This window comes from Microbacterium marinum, assembly GCF_014204835.1.
Taxonomy (GTDB): domain Bacteria; phylum Actinomycetota; class Actinomycetes; order Actinomycetales; family Microbacteriaceae; genus Microbacterium; species Microbacterium marinum.
In genome coordinates, this window is record NZ_JACHMD010000001.1 from 1 (window position 1) to 24,048 (window position 24,048).

The 24,048-nt window shown below is 66.4% G+C and carries 15 protein-coding genes, 1 tRNA gene and 3 rRNA genes; 6 read left to right on the forward strand and 13 right to left on the reverse strand.

Translation table 11 applies throughout. The features are described 5' to 3' along the window. Positions 1–65 precede the first annotated feature (65 nt). The 3 genes from rrf to BKA24_RS00015 form a co-directional block, all read right to left on the reverse strand. Positions 66–182, reverse strand: a 5S ribosomal RNA gene (gene rrf / locus BKA24_RS00005). Between the two features lie 110 nt (positions 183–292). Further along, positions 293–3,398 (reverse strand): 23S ribosomal RNA (locus BKA24_RS00010). Between the two features lie 390 nt (positions 3,399–3,788). Continuing rightward, a 16S ribosomal RNA gene (locus BKA24_RS00015) occupies positions 3,789–5,311 on the reverse strand. The 16S, 23S and 5S rRNA genes sit together here, the layout of an rRNA operon. A gap of 668 nt (positions 5,312–5,979) precedes the next feature. On the opposite strand from BKA24_RS00015, the gene BKA24_RS00020 reads away from it, so the two are divergent. Beyond that, positions 5,980–7,218 carry a maltokinase N-terminal cap-like domain-containing protein gene (locus BKA24_RS00020; RefSeq protein ID WP_184214083.1) on the forward strand — a complete coding sequence of 413 codons (1,239 nt, stop codon included), beginning with the start codon at positions 5,980–5,982 and terminating at the stop codon, positions 7,216–7,218. Between the two features lie 31 nt (positions 7,219–7,249). Here BKA24_RS00020 and treS read toward each other — a convergent pair whose 3' ends face one another. The 5 genes from treS to BKA24_RS15430 form a co-directional block, all read right to left on the reverse strand. Next, positions 7,250–9,535 (reverse strand): maltose alpha-D-glucosyltransferase, encoded by a 2,286-nt coding sequence (gene treS / locus BKA24_RS00025; RefSeq protein WP_184214084.1) that lies wholly within the window; start codon positions 9,533–9,535, stop codon positions 7,250–7,252. 72 nt (positions 9,536–9,607) lie between these two features. Continuing rightward, the gene (locus tag BKA24_RS00030) at positions 9,608–10,567 is read right to left on the reverse strand and encodes an arsenic resistance protein (protein ID WP_343065792.1); all 960 of its coding nucleotides are present in this window, start codon (positions 10,565–10,567) and stop codon (positions 9,608–9,610) included. Between the two features lie 247 nt (positions 10,568–10,814). Next, on the reverse strand, positions 10,815–12,422 hold the full coding sequence (locus tag BKA24_RS00035; RefSeq protein WP_184214086.1) for an L-lactate permease: 1,608 nt from the start codon (positions 12,420–12,422) through the stop codon (positions 10,815–10,817). Between the two features lie 325 nt (positions 12,423–12,747). Beyond that, positions 12,748–12,838, reverse strand: a tRNA-Ser gene (locus BKA24_RS00040). A 10-nt stretch (positions 12,839–12,848) separates the two neighbouring features. Further along, positions 12,849–13,094, reverse strand: coding sequence for a hypothetical protein (locus BKA24_RS15430; protein WP_221417241.1), 246 nt, complete (start codon positions 13,092–13,094; stop codon positions 12,849–12,851). A 61-nt stretch (positions 13,095–13,155) separates the two neighbouring features. Here BKA24_RS15430 and BKA24_RS00050 point away from each other — a divergent pair, with 61 nt between their 5' ends. The 3 genes from BKA24_RS00050 to radA are packed head-to-tail and all read left to right on the forward strand — an operon-like array spanning position 13,156 to position 16,951. Further along, positions 13,156–14,541 (forward strand): MFS transporter, encoded by a 1,386-nt coding sequence (locus BKA24_RS00050; RefSeq protein WP_184214087.1) that lies wholly within the window; start codon positions 13,156–13,158, stop codon positions 14,539–14,541. A gap of 40 nt (positions 14,542–14,581) precedes the next feature. Continuing rightward, positions 14,582–15,535: an L-lactate dehydrogenase gene (locus BKA24_RS00055; RefSeq protein ID WP_184214088.1), complete on the forward strand. Its 954-nt coding sequence runs from the start codon at positions 14,582–14,584 to the stop codon at positions 15,533–15,535. 57 nt (positions 15,536–15,592) lie between these two features. Next, the gene (gene radA / locus BKA24_RS00060; RefSeq protein ID WP_184214089.1) at positions 15,593–16,951 is read left to right on the forward strand and encodes a DNA repair protein RadA; all 1,359 of its coding nucleotides are present in this window, start codon (positions 15,593–15,595) and stop codon (positions 16,949–16,951) included. Positions 16,952–16,956: 5 nt separating this feature from the next. Here radA and BKA24_RS00065 read toward each other — a convergent pair whose 3' ends face one another. The 3 genes from BKA24_RS00065 to BKA24_RS00075 all read right to left on the reverse strand — a co-directional run bounded on the left by BKA24_RS00065 (position 16,957) and on the right by BKA24_RS00075 (position 18,935). Beyond that, entirely contained in the window at positions 16,957–17,358 is a 402-nt protein-coding gene (locus BKA24_RS00065; protein ID WP_184214090.1) for a dehydrogenase, read from the reverse strand. 311 nt (positions 17,359–17,669) lie between these two features. Then, a complete protein-coding gene (locus BKA24_RS00070) occupies positions 17,670–18,371 on the reverse strand; it encodes a hypothetical protein (RefSeq protein WP_343065794.1) in 702 nt (233 codons plus the stop codon). A gap of 45 nt (positions 18,372–18,416) precedes the next feature. Beyond that, entirely contained in the window at positions 18,417–18,935 is a 519-nt protein-coding gene (locus BKA24_RS00075; RefSeq protein ID WP_184214091.1) for an amino-acid N-acetyltransferase, read from the reverse strand. A 94-nt stretch (positions 18,936–19,029) separates the two neighbouring features. Between BKA24_RS00075 and BKA24_RS00080 the strand changes: the two genes are divergently transcribed. Together BKA24_RS00080 and BKA24_RS15835 are read left to right on the forward strand one after the other, a co-directional pair. Continuing rightward, positions 19,030–21,537 carry a circularly permuted type 2 ATP-grasp protein gene (locus tag BKA24_RS00080; RefSeq protein ID WP_184214092.1) on the forward strand — a complete coding sequence of 836 codons (2,508 nt, stop codon included), beginning with the start codon at positions 19,030–19,032 and terminating at the stop codon, positions 21,535–21,537. Continuing rightward, positions 21,534–22,415, forward strand: a complete 882-nt coding sequence (locus BKA24_RS15835) for a transglutaminase N-terminal domain-containing protein (RefSeq protein WP_184214093.1) — start codon at positions 21,534–21,536, stop codon at positions 22,413–22,415. The genes BKA24_RS00080 and BKA24_RS15835 overlap by 4 nt, the downstream gene beginning before the upstream one ends. 124 nt (positions 22,416–22,539) lie before the next feature. Here the strand turns inward: BKA24_RS15835 and BKA24_RS00090 are convergent, their stop codons facing one another. Further along, a complete protein-coding gene (locus tag BKA24_RS00090) occupies positions 22,540–23,259 on the reverse strand; it encodes a FadR/GntR family transcriptional regulator (RefSeq protein ID WP_184214095.1) in 720 nt (239 codons plus the stop codon). 3 nt (positions 23,260–23,262) lie between these two features. Beyond that, entirely contained in the window at positions 23,263–24,036 is a 774-nt protein-coding gene (locus tag BKA24_RS00095; RefSeq protein WP_184214097.1) for a 3-oxoacyl-ACP reductase, read from the reverse strand. Positions 24,037–24,048: the final 12 nt, after the last annotated feature.

The window sequence follows — 24,048 nt, forward strand, 5'->3', positions numbered from 1 at the left end:
CGAGGCGTTGTGGTGTGTTAACGAGAAATGGCCACCCAGCTTTGGGTGGCCATTTCACGAAAGAAGTCCGGCGGTGTCCTACTCTCCCACAGGGTCCCCCCTGCAGTACCATCGGCGCTGTGAGGCTTAGCTTCCGGGTTCGGAATGTGACCGGGCGTTTCCCTCACGCTATGGCCGCCGAAACACTATTGATGTTTCAAAATCGACACAACAGCATGAATGTTCATGTGTTGTGTGGTTCTCGACCGTACATCGAGAACCACTCAGTGGACGCAAGCACCTAGAACGGTGTGTTATCAAGTCATCGGCTTATTAGTACCAGTCAGCTGCACGTGTTACCACGCTTCCACATCTGGCCTATCAACCCAGTAGTCTGGCTGGGAGCCTCTCACCCGAAGGTATGGAAATCTCATCTTGAGGCCGGCTTCCCGCTTAGATGCTTTCAGCGGTTATCCATCCCGAACGTAGCTAACCAGCGGTGCTCTTGGCAGAACAACTGGCACACCAGAGGTTCGTCCAACCCGGTCCTCTCGTACTAGGGTCAGATCCTCTCAAATTTCCTACGCGCGCAGCGGATAGGGACCGAACTGTCTCACGACGTTCTAAACCCAGCTCGCGTACCGCTTTAATGGGCGAACAGCCCAACCCTTGGGACCTACTCCAGCCCCAGGATGCGACGAGCCGACATCGAGGTGCCAAACCATGCCGTCGATATGGACTCTTGGGCAAGATCAGCCTGTTATCCCCGAGGTACCTTTTATCCGTTGAGCGACAGCGCTTCCACAAGCCACTGCCGGATCACTAGTCCCGACTTTCGTCCCTGCTCGACCTGTCAGTCTCACAGTCAAGCTCCCTTGTGCACTTACACTCGCCACCTGATTGCCAACCAGGTTGAGGGAACCTTTGGGCGCCTCCGTTACTTTTTGGGAGGCAACCGCCCCAGTTAAACTACCCACCAGGCACTGTCCCTGAACCGGATTACGGTTCGAAGTTAGATATCCAGAGTGACCAGAGTGGTATTTCAACAATGACTCCACGGTAACTGGCGTCACCGCTTCAAAGTCTCCCACCTATCCTACACAAGCCACACCGAACACCAATACCAAGCTGTAGTAAAGGTCACGGGGTCTTTCCGTCCTGCTGCGCGTAACGAGCATCTTTACTCGTAGTGCAATTTCGCCGAGTTCGCGGTTGAGACAGTTGGGAAGTCGTTACGCCATTCGTGCAGGTCGGAACTTACCCGACAAGGAATTTCGCTACCTTAGGATGGTTATAGTTACCACCGCCGTTTACTGGGGCTTAAATTCTCAGCTTCGCCTTGCGGCTAACCGGTCCTCTTAACCTTCCAGCACCGGGCAGGCGTCAGTCCGTATACATCGTCTTGCGACTTGGCACGGACCTGTGTTTTTAGTAAACAGTCGCTACCCACTAGTCTCTGCGGCCACCACACCCTTTCGGAGCAAGTCCTAATAAGTGGATGGCCCCCCTTCTCCCGAAGTTACGGGGGCATTTTGCCGAGTTCCTTAACCACGATTCTCTCGATCTCCTTAGTATTCTCTACCTGACCACCTGAGTCGGTTTGGGGTACGGGCAGCTAGAACCTCGCGTCGATGCTTTTCTCGGCAGCATAGGATCACCCACTTTTTATCCGCATCGTGTCTCAGCCTGTATGAGTCACGGATTTGCCTATGACTCGGCCTACGCACTTGCCCCGGGACAACCATCGCCCGGGTTGGGCTACCTTCCTGCGTCACACCTGTTAATACGCTAGCCGCACCAGCATGGGGTCGAGCGTTAGACCGGACGGTCTCACCCCGAAGGGATCCACTCGTCCGGGTTAGGACTCTTAGCACCACTGGATTAGCTTGGGCGGTTCTTCGCCGGTACGGGAATATCAACCCGTTGTCCATCGACTACGCCTGTCGGCCTCGCCTTAGGTCCCGACTTACCCAGGGAAGATTAGCTTGACCCTGGAACCCTTGGTCTTTCGGAGGACGTGTTTCTCACACGTCTTTCGCTACTCATGCCTGCATTCTCACTCGTGTAGCCTCCACGGCTGGTTCACACCGCCGCTTCGCTGGCCACACGACGCTCTCCTACCCATCAACACGGCTGGACCACGAAGGCCTACCAATAATGTCAATGCCACAACTTCGGTGGCGTGCTTGAGCCCCGTTACATTGTCGGCGCGGAATCACTTGACCAGTGAGCTATTACGCACTCTTTCAAGGGTGGCTGCTTCTAAGCCAACCTCCTGGTTGTCAGAGCAACTCCACATCCTTTCCCACTTAGCACGCGCTTTGGGACCTTAGTTGGTGGTCTGGGTTGTTTCCCTCTCGACTATGAAGCTTATCCCCCACAGTCTCACTGCTGCGCTCTCACTTACCGGCATTCGGAGTTTGGCTGACGTCAGTAACCTTGTAGGGCCCATCGGCCATCCAGTAGCTCTACCTCCGGCAAGAAACACGCAACGCTGCACCTAAATGCATTTCGGAGAGAACCAGCTATCACGAAGTTTGATTGGCCTTTCACCCCTATCCACAGCTCATCCCCTCAGTTTTCAACCTAAGTGGGTTCGGTCCTCCACGACGTCTTACCGTCGCTTCAACCTGGCCATGGATAGATCACTTCGCTTCGGGTCTAGGACATGCGACTGAATCGCCCTATTCAGACTCGCTTTCGCTACGGCTACCCCACTCGGGTTAACCTCGCCACATATCGCTAACTCGCAGGCTCATTCTTCAAAAGGCACGCTGTCACCCCTGCTAAGGAGGCTCCAACGGTTTGTAAGCAAACGGTTTCAGGTACTATTTCACTCCCCTCCCGGGGTACTTTTCACCTTTCCCTCACGGTACTTGTCCGCTATCGGTCATCTGGGAGTATTTAGGCTTATCAGGTGGTCCTGACAGATTCACACGGGATTTCTCGGGCCCCGTGCTACTTGGGATACTCTTCGCGTCAAGAGAAGCATTTCGACTACGGGGTTGGCACCCTCTATGACCCGCCTTTCAATGCGGTTCGTCTATACCTTCTTGTAACGCCGACACCACGGCAGTGATGTCTGAAAAGTCCCACAACCCCCAACGTGCAACGCCTGCCGGCTATCACACACGCTAGGTTTAGCCTGATCCGGTTTCGCTCGCCACTACTAACGGAATCGCGGTTGCTTTCTCTTCCTGTGGGTACTGAGATGTTTCACTTCCCCACGTTCCCTCTACCCGCCCTATATATTCAGGCGGGAGTCACCAGGTACGCACGCGCCCTGGCGGGGTTTCCCCATTCGGACATCCTCGGATCAAAACTTGCTTATCAGTTCCCCGAGGCTTATCGCAGATTGCTACGTCCTTCTTCGGCTCCAGATGCCAAGGCATCCACCGTTTGCTCTTAAAGACTTGAAATCACATGAGTTCGAATCGTCAATCGAAATTGACTAATGATCTTTAAGATCATCTTTCTGTTCCGACCGAAGTCGAAACAAAGATGCTCGCGTCCACTGTGTAGTTCTCAAAGTACGGGCGGTACCTCCCCCGCACCGGCACTGCCGGCAAAAGGAAAGGCCCTGAGGTTCGTCAGCATCAGATTCGAAGACCCAACCCATCCGGTCCCTCAGGACCCAACAGCGTGCATGTGCCAGAAGCCTCACCCCGAACCGTTCCAGACCCGAAGGCCGTACTGAATCCGGAAGTCACCCTCCGACACCTCATCAAATGTTCCACCCATGAGCTCCCCGCAGAGACATTCGCTCTGATCGGGGGCCTGGACAGCCGAAGCTGCCAGATGCTCCTTAGAAAGGAGGTGATCCAGCCGCACCTTCCGGTACGGCTACCTTGTTACGACTTAGTCCTAATTACCGATCCCACCTTCGACAGCTCCCTCCACAAGGGTTGGGCCACCGGCTTCAGGTGTTACCGACTTTCATGACTTGACGGGCGGTGTGTACAAGACCCGGGAACGTATTCACCGCAGCGTTGCTGATCTGCGATTACTAGCGACTCCGACTTCATGAGGTCGAGTTGCAGACCTCAATCCGAACTGGGACCGGCTTTTTGGGATTCGCTCCACCTCACGGTATTGCAGCCCTTTGTACCGGCCATTGTAGCATGCGTGAAGCCCAAGACATAAGGGGCATGATGATTTGACGTCATCCCCACCTTCCTCCGAGTTGACCCCGGCAGTATCCCATGAGTTCCCACCATTACGTGCTGGCAACATAGAACGAGGGTTGCGCTCGTTGCGGGACTTAACCCAACATCTCACGACACGAGCTGACGACAACCATGCACCACCTGTTCACCAGTGTCCAAAGAGTTCCCTATTTCTAGGGCGTTCTGGTGTATGTCAAGCCTTGGTAAGGTTCTTCGCGTTGCATCGAATTAATCCGCATGCTCCGCCGCTTGTGCGGGTCCCCGTCAATTCCTTTGAGTTTTAGCCTTGCGGCCGTACTCCCCAGGCGGGGAACTTAATGCGTTAGCTGCGTCACGGAATCCGTGGAATGGACCCCACAACTAGTTCCCAACGTTTACGGGGTGGACTACCAGGGTATCTAAGCCTGTTTGCTCCCCACCCTTTCGCTCCTCAGCGTCAGTAACGGCCCAGAGATCTGCCTTCGCCATCGGTGTTCCTCCTGATATCTGCGCATTCCACCGCTACACCAGGAATTCCAATCTCCCCTACCGCACTCTAGTCTGCCCGTACCCACTGCAGACCCGAGGTTGAGCCTCGGGATTTCACAGCAGACGCGACAAACCGCCTACGAGCTCTTTACGCCCAATAATTCCGGATAACGCTTGCGCCCTACGTATTACCGCGGCTGCTGGCACGTAGTTAGCCGGCGCTTTTTCTGCAGGTACCGTCACTTTCGCTTCTTCCCTGCTAAAAGAGGTTTACAACCCGAAGGCCGTCATCCCTCACGCGGCGTTGCTGCATCAGGCTTCCGCCCATTGTGCAATATTCCCCACTGCTGCCTCCCGTAGGAGTCTGGGCCGTGTCTCAGTCCCAGTGTGGCCGGTCACCCTCTCAGGCCGGCTACCCGTCGACGCCTTGGTGAGCCATTACCTCACCAACAAGCTGATAGGCCGTGAGCCCATCCCAGACCAAAAAATCTTTCCAGAAACTCACCATGCGGTGGAATCTCGTATCCGGTATTAGACGCCGTTTCCAGCGCTTATCCCAGAGTCCGGGGCAGGTTGCTCACGTGTTACTCACCCGTTCGCCACTGATCCACAGAGCAAGCTCTGCTTCACCGTTCGACTTGCATGTGTTAAGCACGCCGCCAGCGTTCATCCTGAGCCAGGATCAAACTCTCCGTAAAAGAAAAATACTGACAACGACCGGAAAAAGGCCGAAGCAGCGAGTTTGAACTGACCAAAAGGATGTCAAAACTGACAATCCATAACGCCAACCCCCAACAAAGAGGATTGGACTTGATCCAAAGGAATCTCACCCAGCCAAAACTGGGACGAGGTTATTTGGCATTTGACAAGTGCACGCTGTTGAGTTCTCAAGGATCGGATGCTCCCACACCACCCTTCCGGGCTTCGTAGTGAGGCAACTTCACTAGCTTAGGACACGTTCTGACCTCCGTCAAATCCGACACGCCGTGCTTCTTGCGAGGCGCGTGTGGCAGATCACCGAGGTCATCGGCATCCTGATCCCACCTAGGCCGAAACAGCCAGACCCAACCGCGAACGGTTGTTTCTTCTCAGGGGAGTGGTTCACCAGCTTGAGGGCGGCGGGCCTTTCGGCCTCTCGCTCTGCCCTGTGGGGCGAACAGGTACTAACTTACGTCGATCCTGGACCCTCGGCAAATCGTCGCGTGCACGCGGGCGTGTCGCGCGGAATTCCGCGGGCGCGGGGCGCAGGTCTCCGCGCGTGTTGAGGGCTGTGGGCGTGATCTCGATCGCCACCGCCGCCATACCCTCCCCACTTGGACGCGTCCACCCCTTACGCTGCCCCGCTCGTTCGGGCCAGGGTGTGAGTGTGCGATTCGAAGACGACCTCGGCGCCTGGGTGGCGCGACAGCGCTGGTATGCCGGCAAGAGTCACGAGCCCCGATTCCGCGTGCTCGACGCGCGACCCACCACCGGCGCGACAACCTACCTCGTGATGGACGACGCGGGTGCCGTTCCCACGCTGTACAACGTGCCCCTCGCACACAGCGACCGCAGCGAAGGGGACGACGTCGCCGCGCGCGACGGCGACCGTCATCTCGTCGACGCGACGCGGCATCCCGACTTCACCATCGGCATGCTCCGCGACATGGGACTCGACGTCGACCGCGTGACCTCCTCGCGCGTCCTCACCGGTGAGCAGTCGAACACCTCGATCGTCTACGACGTCGACGGGACACCCGCGATCATCCTGAAGCTCTTCCGCACCCTTCACCACGGTGAGAACCCCGACGTCACCGTCCAGCGCGTGCTCAGCGAGGCCGGCTCCCCCTTCGTCCCGCGGTTCTTCGGCAGCCTCGACGCGGAGTGGCCCGACGTGGGCAGACCCGAAGGCGTGGCCCGCGGCACCCTCGGCTTCGCGCAGGAGTTCTTGAGCGGCGTCCGCGACGGATGGGCGATCGCCCTGGACGAAGCCCGCGCCGGTCGCGACTTCACCGCCGCCGCCCGCGACCTGGGCATCGCCGTCGCCGGAGTGCACGGCGCCCTGGGCGCCGCCCTCGAGACGGCGGATGCCGATGAGGCCGTCGTCACGACCACGGGCGCCGCCTGGGCTCGTCGGCTGTCGATCGCGGCGACCGAGGTTCCCGCCGTCGCAGAGCGACGGGCCGAGATCGACGCGGTGTACCGAGCTGCGCTCGCCCGCCCCTGGCCGAGGCTGCAGCGGATCCACGGCGATCTCCACCTCGGTCAGGTGCTCGCCGTTCCCAACGGCGGTTGGCGCATCGTCGACTTCGAGGGCGAACCGCTCCGCCCGATGGAGGAGCGTGCGATCCCCGATCTCCCCCCGCGCGACGTCGCAGGAATGCTGCGCTCGTTCGACTACGCCGCCGCCGTCGGCGGGGGTCCGGATGCCGCCGCCTGGGCGGCCGCGTGCCGCGCGGCCTTCGTGGAGGCATACGTCTCAGCGCCCGGAGCTGTGGCGCTCGATCCGGAGCTGCTACGGGCGCTCGTCCTGGACAAGGCCGTGTACGAGTCCATCTACGAGGCGCGCAATCGCCCGGATTGGCTGCCCGTCCCGCTCGCGGGAATCGATGCCGCGTTGAGCTGATCCGCCCGCCGGCGATCAGCCCGCCAGCGGGTCACTCCGCCTCAGGCGCCTCCAGCAGGAGGAACATCGCGCCGTACCCCGGCAGCGAGACCGAGAAGCTCTGCAGATCGTCGACGCGACCGATGGTCTCCCCGGTCGCGGCGTCGACGACACGGCTCTGCGGCGTGAGGTGCTCCGACCGCACCGTCCCCTCGACGGGGTCCGCCGAGAAGTTCAGGACCGTGACCTGCAGCGCGGCATCCGTGTCCGCCTGCCCGTCGTCGAGACGGTGCACCGACACGAGCATCCCGGCGTGCGCGACCTCCGGGATGTCGACCTGGGTGGCCGTGGCGATCCCGTGCTCCCGGCGGAGGTCGAGGATGGCGCTCAACCGCGACGCGAACGACTCCGGGTCATCCAGCTGCGCGGGCAGCGGGCCGTACAGCGCACGGCCGCGCGGCATGCCGGACGTCGAACGCGTGGCGTCCGGATCCACATCGAGCAGGTCGTGCGCACCGCGCTCGATCCACCGGGTGTCGCCGGCGCCGATGAGATCGGCGACCTCGTCGGCGGGCAGGGTCAGCATGCCGACGAGGTCCCACCCGGAGAGGGCGAAGACGCCGGGCTGCCAGGCGTTGTAGGCGCACAGGAGCAGGTGCGCGTCGCGGATCGCGGGAACGTCGGCATCGGTGATGTCGTCGAGGCGGGGGATGCCGCGGGTGGCGGCGATCAGCGACGTCGTCGTGCAAGCGATGCCGTTCTGGGTGAAGACTCGGTTGTAGTCGCCGGCGTCGACGAGCGCTTCGGTCAGCTCGGCGCGGACGACCTCGGCGATCTCGCCGCCCGAGATCTCCTCGCCACGGAACGCGTAGACGTCATCGCCGTGACGGGTCGCCCAGTGCACCAACTCGTAGGTGAGCTCATCGTGGTTCTGCAGACCGTGCACGAGCTGCACGGGCGCGACGCCGAGCTCGAGGGAGGTGGTGAGGGCGAGCCGGAGGAACTCCGTCTGACCCGTGGCGAGCGCGTGGTGGTACCCGGGGCGGCCGATGAAGTCGTACGAGAGGTCGGCGCCGACCGCGCCGGTATCGCGGATGTCCTCGATCGTGAGGTTCAGCTCCTGGAAGGTGAACCCGCCGACCTTGCGGACCATCCCCGCGATGATGTGGTTCGCGGCGTGTGAGAGCGGGTGACCCTCCGACCACGCCGGGAGCCCCTCCGTGCTCTTCTCGACACCGAGGAAGCCGTTGGCATCGAGGCGGAGGGCGCTCGTCCCGAGTTCGCCGAGAGAGTGCAGTGCGTCGCCGATGACGAGCCGCATGCCCGCGAAGGTGGGGTCGAGCCAGTTGATCGAGGGCTGCCCCTGCTTGAAGTAGTGCAGGTATACCCAGCGCCGCGTGATCCCGTCGGGACCGACGACCGGCGCGGTGGCGCTCCAGTTCGTCTCCTTCACACCGGGCGTGTAGAAGATCACACGCTGCAGCGCGCCGATGATGTACCCGTGCTCGGCGAGCTCGTGCTCGGTCGCGGGATCGAGGTTGACGCTGTCGTATCCCTGCGGCACATCGGGCAGCAGGTGCCAGTCCTCGGGCGGGATCGCGACCATGTGGTAGATCCCCGGGTAGTCCTTGAAGCCCATCTCGGCCAGGCGGAAGTCGGCGCCCTTGCCGGTGTGCCCCGGGACGATGTCGTCGATGATGCTGCCGCCGTGCGAATCAGCCACGTCGCACAGGTCGCGGAACTCGTCCTCGGTGCCGAACGCGGAATCGATGGCCGTGCTGATGCGGTCGAAGTGACCGTCGACGCTCGGCGTCTCCCCCCACCCCGCGATGCCACCGGCACGCTTGACCGGACCGGTGTGGATCGCTGTGATCCCGATGCGCTCGAACGTCGACCACAGCTCGTCATCCCCGAGGGCGGCGAGGAACGACTGCCCCGGTCGGGTGATGAGCGAGATCGGGTACGCCGTGAACCAGACGTCGCTCGTCGCGATCGCGCGTCGCGCGTCGGGGCGGGCGTAAGCGTTGCGCCACATGGTCGGCTGACCCGAGAGTTGCCGGGCGAGCACATCGGCATCCTTCAGCATGGACTGACGCACGAGCCACTCGATGTATGACGGGTTCGTGCCGTTGGCGGTCCGGGGATCCGTGCGGATGCGGCGGACGCTGCTGCCGCGCAGGTTGTCGCGCGGGCGCAGCCGGCGCGGACGGGCGGGGTAGCGCTGCTCGTCGTAGCTGATCTCGGGCATCTCGAGGTCGCCCTCTTCGGCTGCGGCGAGCGCCGACAGGTCGATGGGGCCGGTGTAGAGATCCTCGGGTCGGTCGTCCTCATGCGCCATGGAGTCCACGCTACGGAGCCGGTCGCCGGAATGGCAGGTCTGGCATCCGCGGGCCGGACCGGGTATGGCGGGTCAGTGCGCCGGGATGAGCTTCGGGATCACACGGACGTAGACGACCATGCCGATGAGTTCGATGAGGGTCTGCGCGACGACCACTGCGGGTGCGAGCGCGAACTCGGCGGGGAGCGCGAGCGCCAGCGGAAGGACGACGAGCGAGTTCCGCGTCGCACCGGAGAACGTCACCGCCCGCGCACTCGGGACATCGAGCTTCGCAACGCGGGCGACGGCGATGCCGACGAGCGCCATCACGACGAGGAAGCCGGCGAAGATCGGCAGCACCGCGGCGAGCGCCGCGACGTTGCCGAGGACGAGCGCCGCCTGCGACGCGACGACCACGAACAGGGTGAGTACCATCAACGGCACCATGGATGCCGCGCCGACCCGTTCCACGCCGCGGGCCCAGCTCGTGCGACGCGCGGCCCACTGGGTCACCGCCGCGAGCAGCAGCGGGACCACGATGAGGAAGACGAACGCTTCGATGAAGGGCGCCGCGTCGATGCCGCCGAGCATCCCCTGTCCCGCGAACGCCGTGAGGTACACGGGGAGCAACAACATCTGCAGGAGCATCAGCAGCGGCGCCGCGGCCAGCAGCTTGTCCTGGGCGCCGCCGGCGAGGCCAGTGAACACGATCACGTAGTCGACGCACGGGGTGAGCAAGACCAGCAGCACGCCGATCAGCAGCGCGGCATCCGTCGCGACGAAGCGGGACAGCACGAAGACGATGAGCGGGACGATCGCGAAGTTGAGGATCAGCAACGTCACGAGGAACCGCAGGTCGCGGAACGCCTCGGCGATGCGCCCGAAGGGGACGCCGAGGAACGTCACGAACAGCAGAACCGAGAGGACGGGGGTGATCGCGACGTCGAGCGTGGGGGCCGACGGGATCAGCCAGCCGAGCGTGAGGCCCGCGGCGATCGCGACGACGTAGAACGCGATCTGGTGGCGTTCCGCCCACCCCTGCGCAGCGCTCACGCGCACACCGTGGACGCGACGGGAAGCGGCATCCCTCGACCGTATCCGGGCGGGATGCCACGGAGTCATCGCTCCAGGAGTATCGTCGCGTGCGCACGAAACGGTGAGCCGGGAAGTCTGGTCGGCAGCGGTCTGTCGACCGTTCCCTGCGACCGAAAGTTCCCCATGCACGACGCCTGCGCATGACCGCGCTCGGCGACGAGCTCGAAAGTGGTGCCCGACTCCCTTCACGCCGTGCTCGAGATGATCAGCGCACGAGCGAGAGCAAGAACACCCAGACGCACACGTAGGCGAGCATGCCGAGGCTGTACTTGATCGACGCCCGCAGGATCTCGCTCTCGCGGCCGGTCAGCCCGACGGCACCCGCCGCGATGGCGATCGACTGCGGTGAGACCACCTTCGCGACGGTGCCACCGGCAGTGTTGGCGGCAACGAGCAGCGTCGGGTCGACCCCAATGCGCTGCGCAGTGACGGTTTGGAGGTGCGCGAAGAGCGTGTTGTTGTTCACCACCGACCCTGTCACGAACACACCGAACCAGCCGATGATCGGCGCAAACAGCGGGAACACGAGGCCCACCGCCGCCAGGGCGTTGCCGATCGTTGCGGACCCTCCGGAGAAGTTGGCGATGTTCGCGATGACGAGGATCAGTGCGATCAGGATGATCGGCGTGCCCAGGGCTCGAACGGTCCCGACGAGCTGTCGCCCCAGCTCGTCGACGCTCACTCGCGGCATCGTGAGGAAGGAGACGATCACCGCGATGAGAATCGCTGTACCGGTGGCGTTGACCGGGGTGAATGCCCAGGTTGTCGCGACCGCTGCGTCGGACCCGGCGGGAACGACGACGCCCGTGATACCCGGGATCGGGACAGCGAAGGTCAACCACGCCAGCGGGCCTTCGGCAGCGAAGAGCGCCTTGAACCACGGAATGCTCCACACGAAGATGAGGCCGGTGAGGATGTAGAACGGGCTCCACGCGACCACGACATCGCCGAAGTCCTGTCGAACGCGATCCGGGATCTCACTCCCCCCTTCGCGATAGACGCGTTGCGGCTGCCAAATCCGCGAGACCCCGAAGACGACAACCATTCCCACCAGCCCCGGGACGATGTCCGCGAGCTCGGGGCCGAGGAAGAGCAGGATGACGGCTTGTGTGCCTGCGTACGCGACGGCGACGGCCGCGGTGATCGGGAGTGTCTCTCGCAGCCCGCGAAGGCCGTCGAGGATCATGACGAGGATGAACGGCACGCTGAAGGTGAGAAGTTGGAGGACGAGTACCATATCGGCGGACAGGTCGGCGAGTGGCACCTCACCGACCTGCGCGCCGACGATGACGGGAATACCAATCGCTCCGTATGCCCCGGCGGCGACGTTGGCAACGAGCGACAGCATGGCGGCTTTGATCGGGCCGAACCCAAGTTGCACGAGCAGCGCGGCGCAGATGGCGATCGGCACACCGAACCCCGCTGCGCCCTCGAGGAACGCTCCGAAGCAGAAGGTGATGAGCAGCACCTGGATGCGTTGATCGGGTGAGATGCCGGAGATGCTGTCGCGGATGACATCGAAGCGCCCGCTGGCGACGGTGATGCGGTACAGCCACACGGCCATGACGATGATGTACGCGATCGGCCAGATCGCGGTGAGGACCCCGAAGAGCCCCGCGCCGGCGACTGAGCCGATCGGCATCCCGAACGGCCACACCGCGACGACGATCTCCACGATGACGGCAATCGCCGCGGCGACGAGGCCGCTGAGCTTGAAGACGAGCAAGCCGATCAGGAAGACGGCGATAGGGAGAACAGCGATGAGAGCGGACAGCCAGAGTTGGCCGGTCGGGTCAAGCGTCTGAGTCCACATGGGGGCGCTCCTCTAGGGTCGATTCGGGCTCATGCTATCGACGTGCAGATCCCGATAACGAGCAGATTTGTGTGGCGGGATGCGGCGTCAGCACGCCTGCAGTGAGCGTCAGGCCCGCAGCCGCGTGATCGGCGAACGGGTCCGCGGCAAGCAGCGGCCGGGTTCTCGTCATGCGATGCCGGAGCGGGTATACCGATCACGAGGAACACCCATGGCTTCGAAGTGCAGACTGGGCGCGAGCGCCCGCGCTTTGCTGAACGGGGCACGCCGTCGCCTCACGGCGGCATCTAGAAATGGAAAAACCCCCGACTCGCGGGGGTTTTTCTGGCGGTGACGGTGGGATTTGAACCCACGGTAGGGGGTTACCCTACACAACTTTTCGAGAGTTGCACCTTCGGCCGCTCGGACACGTCACCGTCGTCCAGTTTACGACACGATCCGAAATGCCGCGAACCACGTCAGCCGCGGCCCGCTCCATCCAGCTCCCCGAACACGCTCTTTGTCGGCGAGTGCCTCGTCGATCGGCCCCTGCGTGACGATCACGAACCGCGCGTCGTCCTGGTCGACGAGCCGCACCTCCCCCGACGGCCCCTCGAGGACGTACTCCGGCATCCGCACCATCGTCAGCCGGCGGCGCTGGGTGGCGAGGTCATGGCGGCTCCTTCGTGGCATCCGTTCCTGCAGGGTACGCCGCACCGCCCACACCGGTCAGGGGCGGGCGTACGGTGAGCACGTGACCGCACCCTCGTCCCGCCTCATCGTCGCGATCGCGGCGCTCGCATCAGCGGTCGCGTTCCTCGACGGCACGGTCGTGAACGTCGCCCTCCCCGCGATGAGCGACGAACTGGGCGGAGGCCTCGCGACTCAGCAGTGGACCGTCGACGCGTACCTGCTGACCCTGAGCTCACTCATCCTCTTCGCCGGCTCGGTGAGCGATGCGTACGGTCGCGTGCTGGTGCTCAAGATCGGGCTCATCGGGTTCGGCGTGGCATCCATCGCCGTCGGCCTCGCACCCGACCCGGTCACGCTCATCATCGCCCGCGCCCTCCAGGGTGCCGCAGGCGCGTTCCTCGTGCCGAGCTCGCTCGCCCTTATCACTTCGCTCCTCCAGGGCACCGCGCAATCGAAGGCGATCGGCCAGTGGACAGCCTGGACAACCGGCGCGACCCTCGCGGGCCCGCTCATCGGCGGCGTCTTCGTCGACACCCTGTCGTGGCGGTACGCGTTCCTTGTCAACGTCATCCCGATCGCCGCGACGTTCGTGCTGCTCGCCCGCATGAAGGGCACCGACCGCCGCTCCCCCGACGCCCGCATCGACATCCTCAGCGCCGCCCTGTGCACCCTCGGTCTCGGGGGGATCGTCTTCGCACTCATCGAACAACCGAACCTCGGTTGGACGCATGAGGCGATCTGGATGCCGCTCCTCGCCGGCACCGTCCTGTTCGTCGCGTTCGTCCTGCGCCAGCGCACCGCCGCGCACCCGATCCTCCCCCTCGGGATCTTCACCGTCCGGAACTTCTGGACCGGCAACGTCTCGACGTTATTCGTCTACGCCGCGCTGACGCTGAACGGGTTCGTCGTCGGCGTCTACCTGCAGCAGGGAGCGGGCCTCTCGGCCACCCTCGCCGGCCTCGCGAGCCTGCCCGCGACGCTGCTGCTCATCAGCCTGAGCTCGCTCGCCGGCACCCTGTCGGCGAAGCTCGGCCCGCGCCTGTTCATGACCTCTGGCCCACTCATCATGGCCGCAGGGTCGCTGCTGCTGCTCACCGTCGGCGAGGACTTCGACTACTGGACGCAGGTGCTCCCCGGCCTGGTCGTGTTCGGACTCGGCCTGGCCCTCACCGTCTCGCCGCTGACCTCCACGATCCTCGGCGCCATCGGTGGCGAGCGCAGCGGCATCGCGTCCGCGACCAACAACGCCGTCGCCCGCATCGCCGGGCTCGTCGTCATCGCCGTCCTCGCGGTGATCGTTGGCGGCACGCTCGATCTCGACGGCTTCCACCGCGCGGCGGTCGCAACGGCGGCCCTCCTCGCGATCGGCGGAGTTGTCGCGTACGCCGGTATCCGGAACCCGCGACCTGCGTCGCAACCTGAGGAGGCCACCAATAAACCCGGCTGACACCTGGTCAGGTGGCATCCGTCACTGACACACTGACGGTATGAGCGTCATCGAGAACTCGAAACTCACCGTCGTCGGGGCGGGAGCGGTCGGCTCCAGCGTGGCCTACGCGGCCCTCATCCGAGGTTCGGCCCGTCACGTCGCGCTGTACGACATCGCCGCCGAGAAGGTCGAAGCCGAGGTCCTCGACCTCGCCCACGGCGCCCAGTTCACCGGTTCGAGCGACATCATCGGCGCGGCGGACATCTCGGTCGCCGCCGGCTCGCACGTCGTCGTCATCACGGCGGGTGCGAAGCAGAACCCGGGCCAGACCCGCACCGAACTGGCAGGTGTGAACGCCGGCATCCTGCGAAAGATGCTCCCGCAGCTGCTGGAGGTCGCACCGAACGCCGTCTACGTCATCGTCACGAACCCCTGCGACGTCCTCACCGTGATCGGTCAGGAGACGACCGGCCTGCCTCCCGAGCGGATCTTCGCCTCGGGCACCGTGCTCGACACCTCGCGGCTGCGGTGGAAGCTCGCGCAGCGCGCCGGCGTCTCGACGTCGAGCGTGCACGCCCACATCATCGGCGAGCACGGCGACACCGAGTTCCCGCTCTGGTCGCACGCCACGATCGGCACGGTCCCGATTCTGGACTGGGAGCCGCTCGACGGTCAGCCGCGCTTCACGAAGGAAGAGCTCGACGGCATCGCGGTGGACGTGCGGGATGCCGCCTACACGGTGATCCGCGGCAAGGGGGCGACGAACTACGCGATCGGCCTCTCGAGCGCGCGGATCGTGGAGGCGATCCTCGGCGACCAGCACGCCGTCATGCCCGTCTCCACGGTGCTCAGCGGATTCCACGGCATCGACGGCGTGGCCCTGTCCGTGCCGTCGGTGGTCAGCAGCGCGGGCGCGAAGCCGATCCACGGCACAGCGTTCTCGGACGACGAGCTCGGGCTGCTCCGGCGGTCGGCGGGAGCCCTCCGCGACGTCGCCGACTCGCTGCGCTGATCGCTTCGGGGCGCAGAGCGCGCCCCGATGTCCGACGCCGCAGATAGCCTGGCTCGCATGGCTTCTCGTCGTCCCGCACCGACTGCCGCCTTCCGCTGCACGGAGTGCGGGTGGACGACGGCGAAGTGGGTGGGTCGCTGCGGCGAATGCCAGCAGTGGGGCACCGTCGTCGAGTCGTCGACGCAGACCGGCATCACCGCGTCGGTGACGCCCCTGGCCCCGACGCGCAGCGCGCGCCCGATCACCCAGATCGACACCCGCGAGACCCCGCGGCGCACGAGCGGCGTCGGAGAGTTCGACCGCGTGCTCGGCGGTGGCGTGGTGCCGGGCGCCGCCATCCTCCTCTCCGGCGAACCGGGCGTCGGCAAGTCGACGCTGCTCCTCGAGGTGGCAGCCCAGAGCGCCCGTTCCGGCCGTCGCGTCCTCTACGTGAGCGCGGAGGAGTCACTGAGCCAGGTCCGCCTCCGCGCCGAGCGCACAGGCGCCCTCCACGACGAGCTCTACCTCGCCAGCGAGACCGACCTGGCGACCACCCTCGGCCACATCGACGACGTGCGTCCCGACCTCCTCATCGTGGACTCGGTGCAGACCGTGTCGTCCTCGCTCATCGACGGAGCCGCCGGGCAACCCAGCCAGGTGCGCGAAGTGGCATCCACCCTCATCCGCGTCGCGAAGGAGCGTGACCTGCCCGTCATCATCGTCGGGCACGTCACGAAGGACGGCCAGGTCGCCGGCCCCCGCGTCCTCGAGCATCTCGTCGACGTCGTCTGCCACTTCGAGGGCGACCGGCAGACCTCCCTCCGCTTCGTGCGCGCGCTGAAGAACCGTTTCGGTGCGACCGACGAAGTCGGCTGCTTCGACATGACCGGCGACGGCATCGCCGAAGTGCCCGATCCGAGCTCCCTCTTCCTCAGCAACCGCCGGAGCGAACCCGGCACGTGCGTGACGGTCGCCCTCGAGGGACGGCGCGCACTCCCGGTCGAGGTGCAGGCACTCACCCTCCGCACAACAGCGCCGAACCCGCGGCGAATCGTCAGCGGCGTCGACGGGGCACGAGTGGCGATGGTGCTCGCCGTGCTCGAGAAGCGCGCCGGCATCACCCTGTCCGACCAGGACGTCTACGTCTCGACGGTCGGTGGCGTCAGACTCACCGAGCCCGCTGCCGACCTCGCGATCGCGCTCGCCATCGCCAGCGCGGCATCCGAGCGGCCCAATCCCGCCGGCGTCGCGGCGATCGGCGAGCTCAGCCTGTCGGGCGAGATCCGCCGCGTCACCCAGCACGATCAGCGCCGCAGCGAAGCCGCCCGTCTGGGGTACGGGGCCGTCATCGACGCGGCAGCGGGCACGCTGCGCGCCGCACTCGCCGAACGCAGCCGGCACCACGCGCCGACACCGGGCGACGAGCCGGGGTTCTGATCGGTTCAGGCCTCGAGCGCGGCGAGGAGATCGACGGGCGACGCCTGCATCGCGTGCGGTCCCGCGATGTCGAAGAAGACCGTCGTGATCTGGTCGCCGTGGGTTCCCAGGAAGGCCCGCAGCCACGCCGGTGACTGCAGCCCGACACCTGGCGGGAGCGCCGCCGGCTTGTTCGCCGCATCGCTGAACAGCAGAAGGGCGACGTCGCCGGTGTTCGGATCCCGATAGGTCCACACCTCGCCGTCGTCGCGGGGGTCGTCGCGCTGACCGGGGCGCAGGAGCGGGACCACCGTCGGCCCGTGCCGGAGCGCGAACGCGAGCGCCGCCATGTCCTGCGTCTGCAGGGCGTCCGCGAGCTGCGTGTTGCGGAACTCGAGCGGCTTCTTGTCTCGCTTCTTGCCGGCCATGGATACCAGCCTACGATCGCGGCCCGAGCCTGAACGCCGAAGACCTGGCGCCGGGGGTTAACGTGTGGGGCCCTCTCGAACTCCCCATTGGGGACTGGGGAAGTCGAGAGGGCCCATTGCTCACCGGCGGTGATCCAGGCGTCCTGTCTCTGGGGTTTGACGGGACTCCGATGCTGGGGACAACGGGGGCTCCGCCGGGAGCTGACACCAGGCTACGCGGGATGGCAGATGAGGGAACCCCGAACCACGACTTCGAAGATGAGAATGTTCTCAGGAAGCGCGCGCTCCGGAGCGACGGGAAGGGGTCCACGTCAGCGCAGGGTGAACTGCGCCGGCTCCACCGACTCGATCCCGCCGATCGAGACCGTGAGGTTGTACCACCCGGGCAGAGCGCTCTGCCGCTGCCCGTCGCAATCGTCCGCGGACGAGCGCGTGCGGTCCCAGACGAGCGGCTCCGCACTCGTGACCGTCTGCCCACCGTTCAGCTGCACCACCTGATCGCTCGGCTCGGACTGGCAGTCCGTCGACCGCCACCACGTGTCGCTCCCGCTCGTGATCTCGAAGGCCTGCGCGGTGGTGCCCACGTTCATGAGGCAGGGGAACTCGGTGTCGTTGACGAGCTGGATCGAGAGCTTCGGCAGCTCCCCCGTGCCGTACGCGCTCTTGTCGGCGATGGCGCTCACCGTGACATCGCTGGTCGTGCACGGCAGCACCTCCGGCTCATCGCCCTCGGCGTCCGCGGGATCCGACGACTCCGGGTCGGGCTCGGCCGGTGCGGACGTCGCAGACGGGGATGCGGACCCCGAGGACGCCGTCGGCGAGGCAGGTGCAGACGAGGATGCCGGTGCGGGCGAGGGCCCCGACGCCGCGGCATCCAGCCACGACCGCCACGGCTGCCAGATGACCAGCGCGACGATGCCGCCCACCACCAGGAGCGCGAGGAGCACCACGACCAGCCGCCGACGGCGGTACACAGCCGGCGAGGGCCGGCGTCGCGGGGGTGTGCTGCTCACGCGTCCAGGCTAAGCGGCGCCCCCTCAGACCCTCGTCCGGCGCGCCTACAACTGCTTGAGCATGCGGGTGTTGCCCAGCGTGTTGGGCTTCACGTGGGCGAGATCGAGGAACTCCGCAACGCCCTCGTCGGGACTCCGCAGCAGCTGCGAGTACACGTCGGGTGCCACGACCTGCTCACCGATCGTCTCGAAACCGCGGCGGGAGAAGAACGGCACCTCGAACGTGAGGCAGAACAGCCGCGTCAGTCCCAGGGTGCGGGCGTTGCGCTCCAGCCGGTCGACGACGGCGCCGCCCACCCCGCGGTGCAGCCAGTCGTCCGCGACGATCAGCGTGCGGATCTCGCCCAGGTCCTCCCACATGACGTGCAGAGCGCCGCACCCCACCAGCCGCCCGGCCGACTCGGCCACGACGAACTCCTGAACGGTCTCGTACAGCGTCACCCGCTCTTTTCCGAGCAGGATGCGCTTGGTCACCCACGGCTCGAGCAGCTCGAGGATGCCGGGCACGTCCGACGTGCGCGCCTGCCGCACCTCGAATGCGGGATCCTCGCCCGGAGAAGTCATGCGCTCCACTGTATTGCTCCCGCCAGCGCAGGCGCCGCGCACGCAGGGCGAGCACCCAACGCCCCCTACGCTGGAGTCAGGGAGGGGACCCCGAGTGAGTGTGCTCCGTGACTACGCCACGGCCGTGTCGCAGCCGACGCTGCCATTCGCGTCGACCGCGCGCTACGACGAGGTCGTCGACGCCGACGGCACGCTCCGGCCCGCCTGGCGCTCGCTCGCCTCGCTCGCCCTCGGGCTCACCCGCGAGGAGATCACCCGCGTCGACGGGGAGATCGTGCGATTTCTCGCCGACGACGGCGTCTCGTACGCCCGCGCGGGCGACGACCTCCAGCCGTGGCGGCTCGACCCGATGCCGTTCGTGCTCGACGCGGCGGGATGGTCGCGCATCGAGGTAGGACTCGCTCAGCGGGCGGAACTCCTCAACGCGCTCCTGGTCGACCTGTACGGCGAGCAGACCGTCTTGCGCGATCGGCTCATCCCCGCCGCAGCCGTCGTCGGTCACTCCGGCTTCGTCCGCGCCGCCGCGCGCCGGGCATCGACAGAGGGCGCGCCCGACCGCACGCCGCTGCTCCTTTCGGCCGCCGACCTCGGACGCGATGCGGCGGGCGAGTGGCACGTCCTCGCCGATCGGGTGCAAGCACCGTCCGGCCTGGGCTACGCCGCGGAGAACCGCCGGGTCATCTCGCAGGTGCTGCCCGACCTCCTCGACGAGGACGCGCTCCACCGGATGGATCCGTACTTCGCGGCTCTGCGCGCGGCCCTCATCGCCGCCGCGCCAGAAGAGCGCCCCCACCCGCGGATCGTCGTGCTCTCCCCCGGCCCACTGTCGGAGACCGCCTTCGATCAGGCCTTCCTCGCCAACGCCCTCGGCTTCCCCCTCGTGCAGGGCAGCGACCTCGTCGTTCGGGACGGGAGCGTGTGGATGAAGCCCGCCGGCTGGCCCGCCAAGACGCCGGCGGAACGCGTCGACGTCATCCTCCGCCGAGTGGATGCCGAATGGTGCGACCCCCTCGAGCTGCGCGCGGGATCGCGGCTGGGCGTCGCCGGGCTCGCGGAGGCCGCGCGCCGGGGCCGGGTGCGGCTCGTCAACGGGCTCGGTGCCGGCGTACTCGAGAATCCCGCGCTCCTGCCCTACCTGCCCGCGGTCTGCGAGCACCTCCTCGGCGAGCAGCTGCGGCTTCCCTCCGTGCCCACCTGGTGGCTCGGCGATCCGGACGCGCGCCGCGACGTGCTCCCGCGGGTGCAGGCCGGCGACCCCGATCTCGACGTCCGCCTCATCGACGACCCCCGTCGCGCGCTCGCGCTCCGTCCCGAGGAGCTCGTCGAGCGGATCGCCTCGGAGCCACACCGGTTCGCGGCGCAGCAGCGTCTCCCCCTGTCGCAGGCCCCCGTTTGGGGCGGCGGCGGCGCGGCATCCGCTCTGCCGATCACCCTGCGCGGCTTCGCGATCCGCTTCGGCTCGACCTACCGGCCGCTCGTCGGGGGCCTCGCGACGGTGCAGGGCGCCGGCGATGCCGCGCCGCGCACGAAGGACGTGTGGGTCCTGAAGGCCGACGAGGGCGACGCCGACCAGGGCCTGACAGACGTCGCATCGCTTCCGACGACCCGCAGCGACCCCGCGTTCTCGCCCCGCGCCCTGTCGGACATGTTCTGGACCGGCCGCTACGCGGAGCGCACCGAAGACCTGCTGCGTCTGGTGCTGGCCACGCAGGCCACGCTCGATCAGCCCGGCGCGCACAGCGCGGCCCGGACGCGCGACGCCGTCCAGGTCCTCCTGTCGGCGCTCGCCTCCCTCGCCGGGCGCCGCGAGGAGGATCCCGAGCTCGAGTTCCGCTCGCTCCTCCTGCAGGCCGCCCGGCCGGGATCGGCGGCGCATTCGATCGCGAGGCTGCGCGACGCGATGGAGGGCGTCCGCGATCAGCTCTCCGGCGACACCTGGCGGGTGTTCTCGAACATCGAGCGAGCGATGCGCGCCTTGCGGAGCTCGCCTCATCCGCATCGGACCGCCGAATCCGCCGGCCGCATGCTGGCGGCGATGCTGTCGCTGTACGGCGTCACCGCGAACATGATCCGTGACGCCGGGTGGCACATGATCGAGGCCGGTCGGTATCTCGAACGCGGCATCCAACTGTCCCGCCTACTCGCCGACACCCTCGCGACACCCCGCTCGGTGCGCGCGGACCGCGATGTCCTCGAGTCGCTGCTCGTGACGGCGGAGAGCGTCGTCACCCACCGTCGCCGCTACCGGGGCACGACTCGCGCAGCCGACGTCGCCGAGCTGCTCCTCCTCGATCCCGACAACCCGCGCTCGCTGGCCTTCTCGCTCGCCGCACTCCGGTCCCACCTGGCGGCGCTTCCCGCTTCGACGGGAAGCAGTCGTGCCGAACGGCTCCTCGACCAGCTGGAGACGTGGCTGGCCGAGATCGACGCGGCCGAGCTGACCCTCGTCGACGGCGGTCATCGCCCCCGGCTGACCGAGGCGCTCACCGAGGTCGTCGCACAGCTCGAACAGCTGTCGGATGCCATCGGGCACCTCCACTTCGAGGCCGGCCCCCCGCCGATGTCGCTGGACGAGATCTCGCTCATCGAGGTGCGACCGTGAAGCGCTACCGGGTGTGGCATCGCACGGCGTACACGTACAGCGACGCGGTGCACGACAGCGTGGGCCAGTTCCACCTCACGCCACGCGATTTGCCGTGGCAGCAGGTCACGGCATCCGAGGTGACGGTGGCGCCCTCCCCGGGCGACATCTCGCCCGACGTGGATTACTTCGGCAACTCGTCGACATACTTCCACGTCACCGATCCCCACGAGGCGCTCACCATCGAGTCGACCAGCGAGGTGACCGTCGCCACCCCCGATTACGACGCCGCCGCCCTCGCGGCGCCGTGGGAGCTCGCCCGCCCCCTCCACCACCCCGAGCTGCCGGGAGCGTGGCAGGCGACCGAGTACGCGCTCGAGTCGGACCGGGCCCGGCACGTGGCTGCAGCCACTGCATACGGTGCGGTTTCGTTGACGCCGGGCCGGCGGATCGGCGAGGCGGCGACCGACCTGATGCGGCGGATCTTCCGCGACTTCGACTACGACAAGACCGCGACGACCGTGACCAGCACGGTCGCCGACGCGCTCGAGGCACGCGCCGGCGTCTGCCAGGACTTCGCGCACGTCGCCCTCGCCTGCTTGCGCGCCCACGGCGTCGCGGCGCGATACGTGTCGGGCTATCTCGCGACGCAACCGCCACCGGGCAAGGAACGGGTCTTCGGCGCCGATGCGTCCCACGCTTGGCTGGCGGTGTGGCTTCCCGGCACCGACCAGTGGCTCGCCATCGATCCCACGAACGACCAATGGGCGGACGACCGGTACGTCACGGTGGCGTGGGGTCGCGATTACGGCGACGTCTCGCCCGTGAAGGGGATCATCTTCACCGAGGCGAAGACCTCGACCCTGCGCGTGCAGGTGGACGTCGCCCCCGTCGGCTGAGTCTGTGCGGTCGCGTCGCGTTCGCGGATGCAATGGATCGCGCTCGACACGCCGTCGACAGACGGGCGGACGCCGCGTGTCGCGCGGCATCCATTGCAATCACCACCACAGGCAGCGCGCGCCCTCAGGTCAGGAAGCCGCGCAGCAGCGCCTCCGACCCGGCGAGATGATCGAGCACCGCCGCCTCGGCGGCATCCGGCCGACCCCCGAGGATCGTACCCACGATGCGCTCGTGCTGGGCGTCCGAGTGCTCGATGTTGCGCGGCAGCAGGGGGAACGTGTCGAGCCAGGCGTTGATGCGCGCCCGGTTCTCGACCACGAGCGGCAGGAGCGACGGGATGCCGCTGACCTCGGCGATCGTGAGATGCAGAAGCGAATCGAGGCGCCGGTAGTCGGACTCCTCGGCGCCGGCGACAGCAGCGTGCCGTTCGTGGAGGCTGGACCGCGCGGCATCCGTCAGATCGAGGGATGCCGCAGCGCGCGCCGCCCCCGCCTCGAGCACTCGGCGGAGGCCGAGGACGTCATCGAGCTCGGCGCGGTCGATCGGGACCGGCTCGGCGGGACGCGGAAGGGGGTCGGCCACGAAGGTGCCGCCGTACCGCCCCCGTCGGCGCACCACGAAACCCGCATCGGCGAGCTCCGCGATGGCCTGGCGCACCGTGTCGCGGCTCACGCCGTACCGCTCGGCGAGATCGCGCTCGGAGGGGAGCGACTCCCCCGGCGCGACCACGCCGAGACGCACCGTCTGGACGAGCCGGGCGACGGTGTCTTCGAGCGCATTCCCGCCGCGCACCGGCCGGTAGACGGTGCGACCGAGACTGTGCGGCGGCGGGTGGTCGGGCATGGGTCAGAGCGGGGTCACGTATGCGTTCGTGATGCCGCCGTCGACGACGAACGCGTTCGCGGTGATGAACGACGCGTCGTCGGATGCCAGGAACGCGACCGCCGCGGCGAGCTCCTCGGGCTCGGCGAAGCGTCCCATCGGGACGTGCACGAGTCGGCGCTGCGCGCGCTCGGGGTCTTTCGCGAAGAGTTCGCGGAGCAGCGGCGTGTTGACCGGCCCCGGGCAGAGCGCGTTGACGCGGATGCCCTGCCGGGCGAACTGCACGCCGAGCTCGCGGGTCATCGCGAGAACGCCGCCCTTCGACGCGGTGTACGAGATCTGCGACGTGGCCGAGCCGAGCAGCGCGACGAACGACGCCGTGTTGATGATCGAGCCCTTACCGGCGGGCACCATGTGGCGCAGCGCCGCGCGCGAGCAGAGGTAGACGCTCTTGAGGTTGACGTCCTGCACCTTGTCCCACGCGGGCAGCTCGGTCGTCTCGATCGAGTCGTCGTCGGCGGGCGAGATGCCGGCGTTGTTGAAGGCGATGTCGACCGATCCGAGGTCGGCGGCGACGCCGTCGAAGAGCGCGTCGACGGATGCCTGGTCGGCGACGTTGACCTGGCGGTACACACCATTCACCTCGGCGGCGGCGCGTTCGCCCGATGCGGGGTCGAGGTCGGCGATGACGACGCGCGCGCCCTCGGCGGCGAACCGACGGGCGGTGGCGAGACCGATGCCGCTGGCACCGCCGGTGACGATGGCGACGCGGTCGCGGAGACGCTGAGTGAGGTCCATGCGGATGTCCTT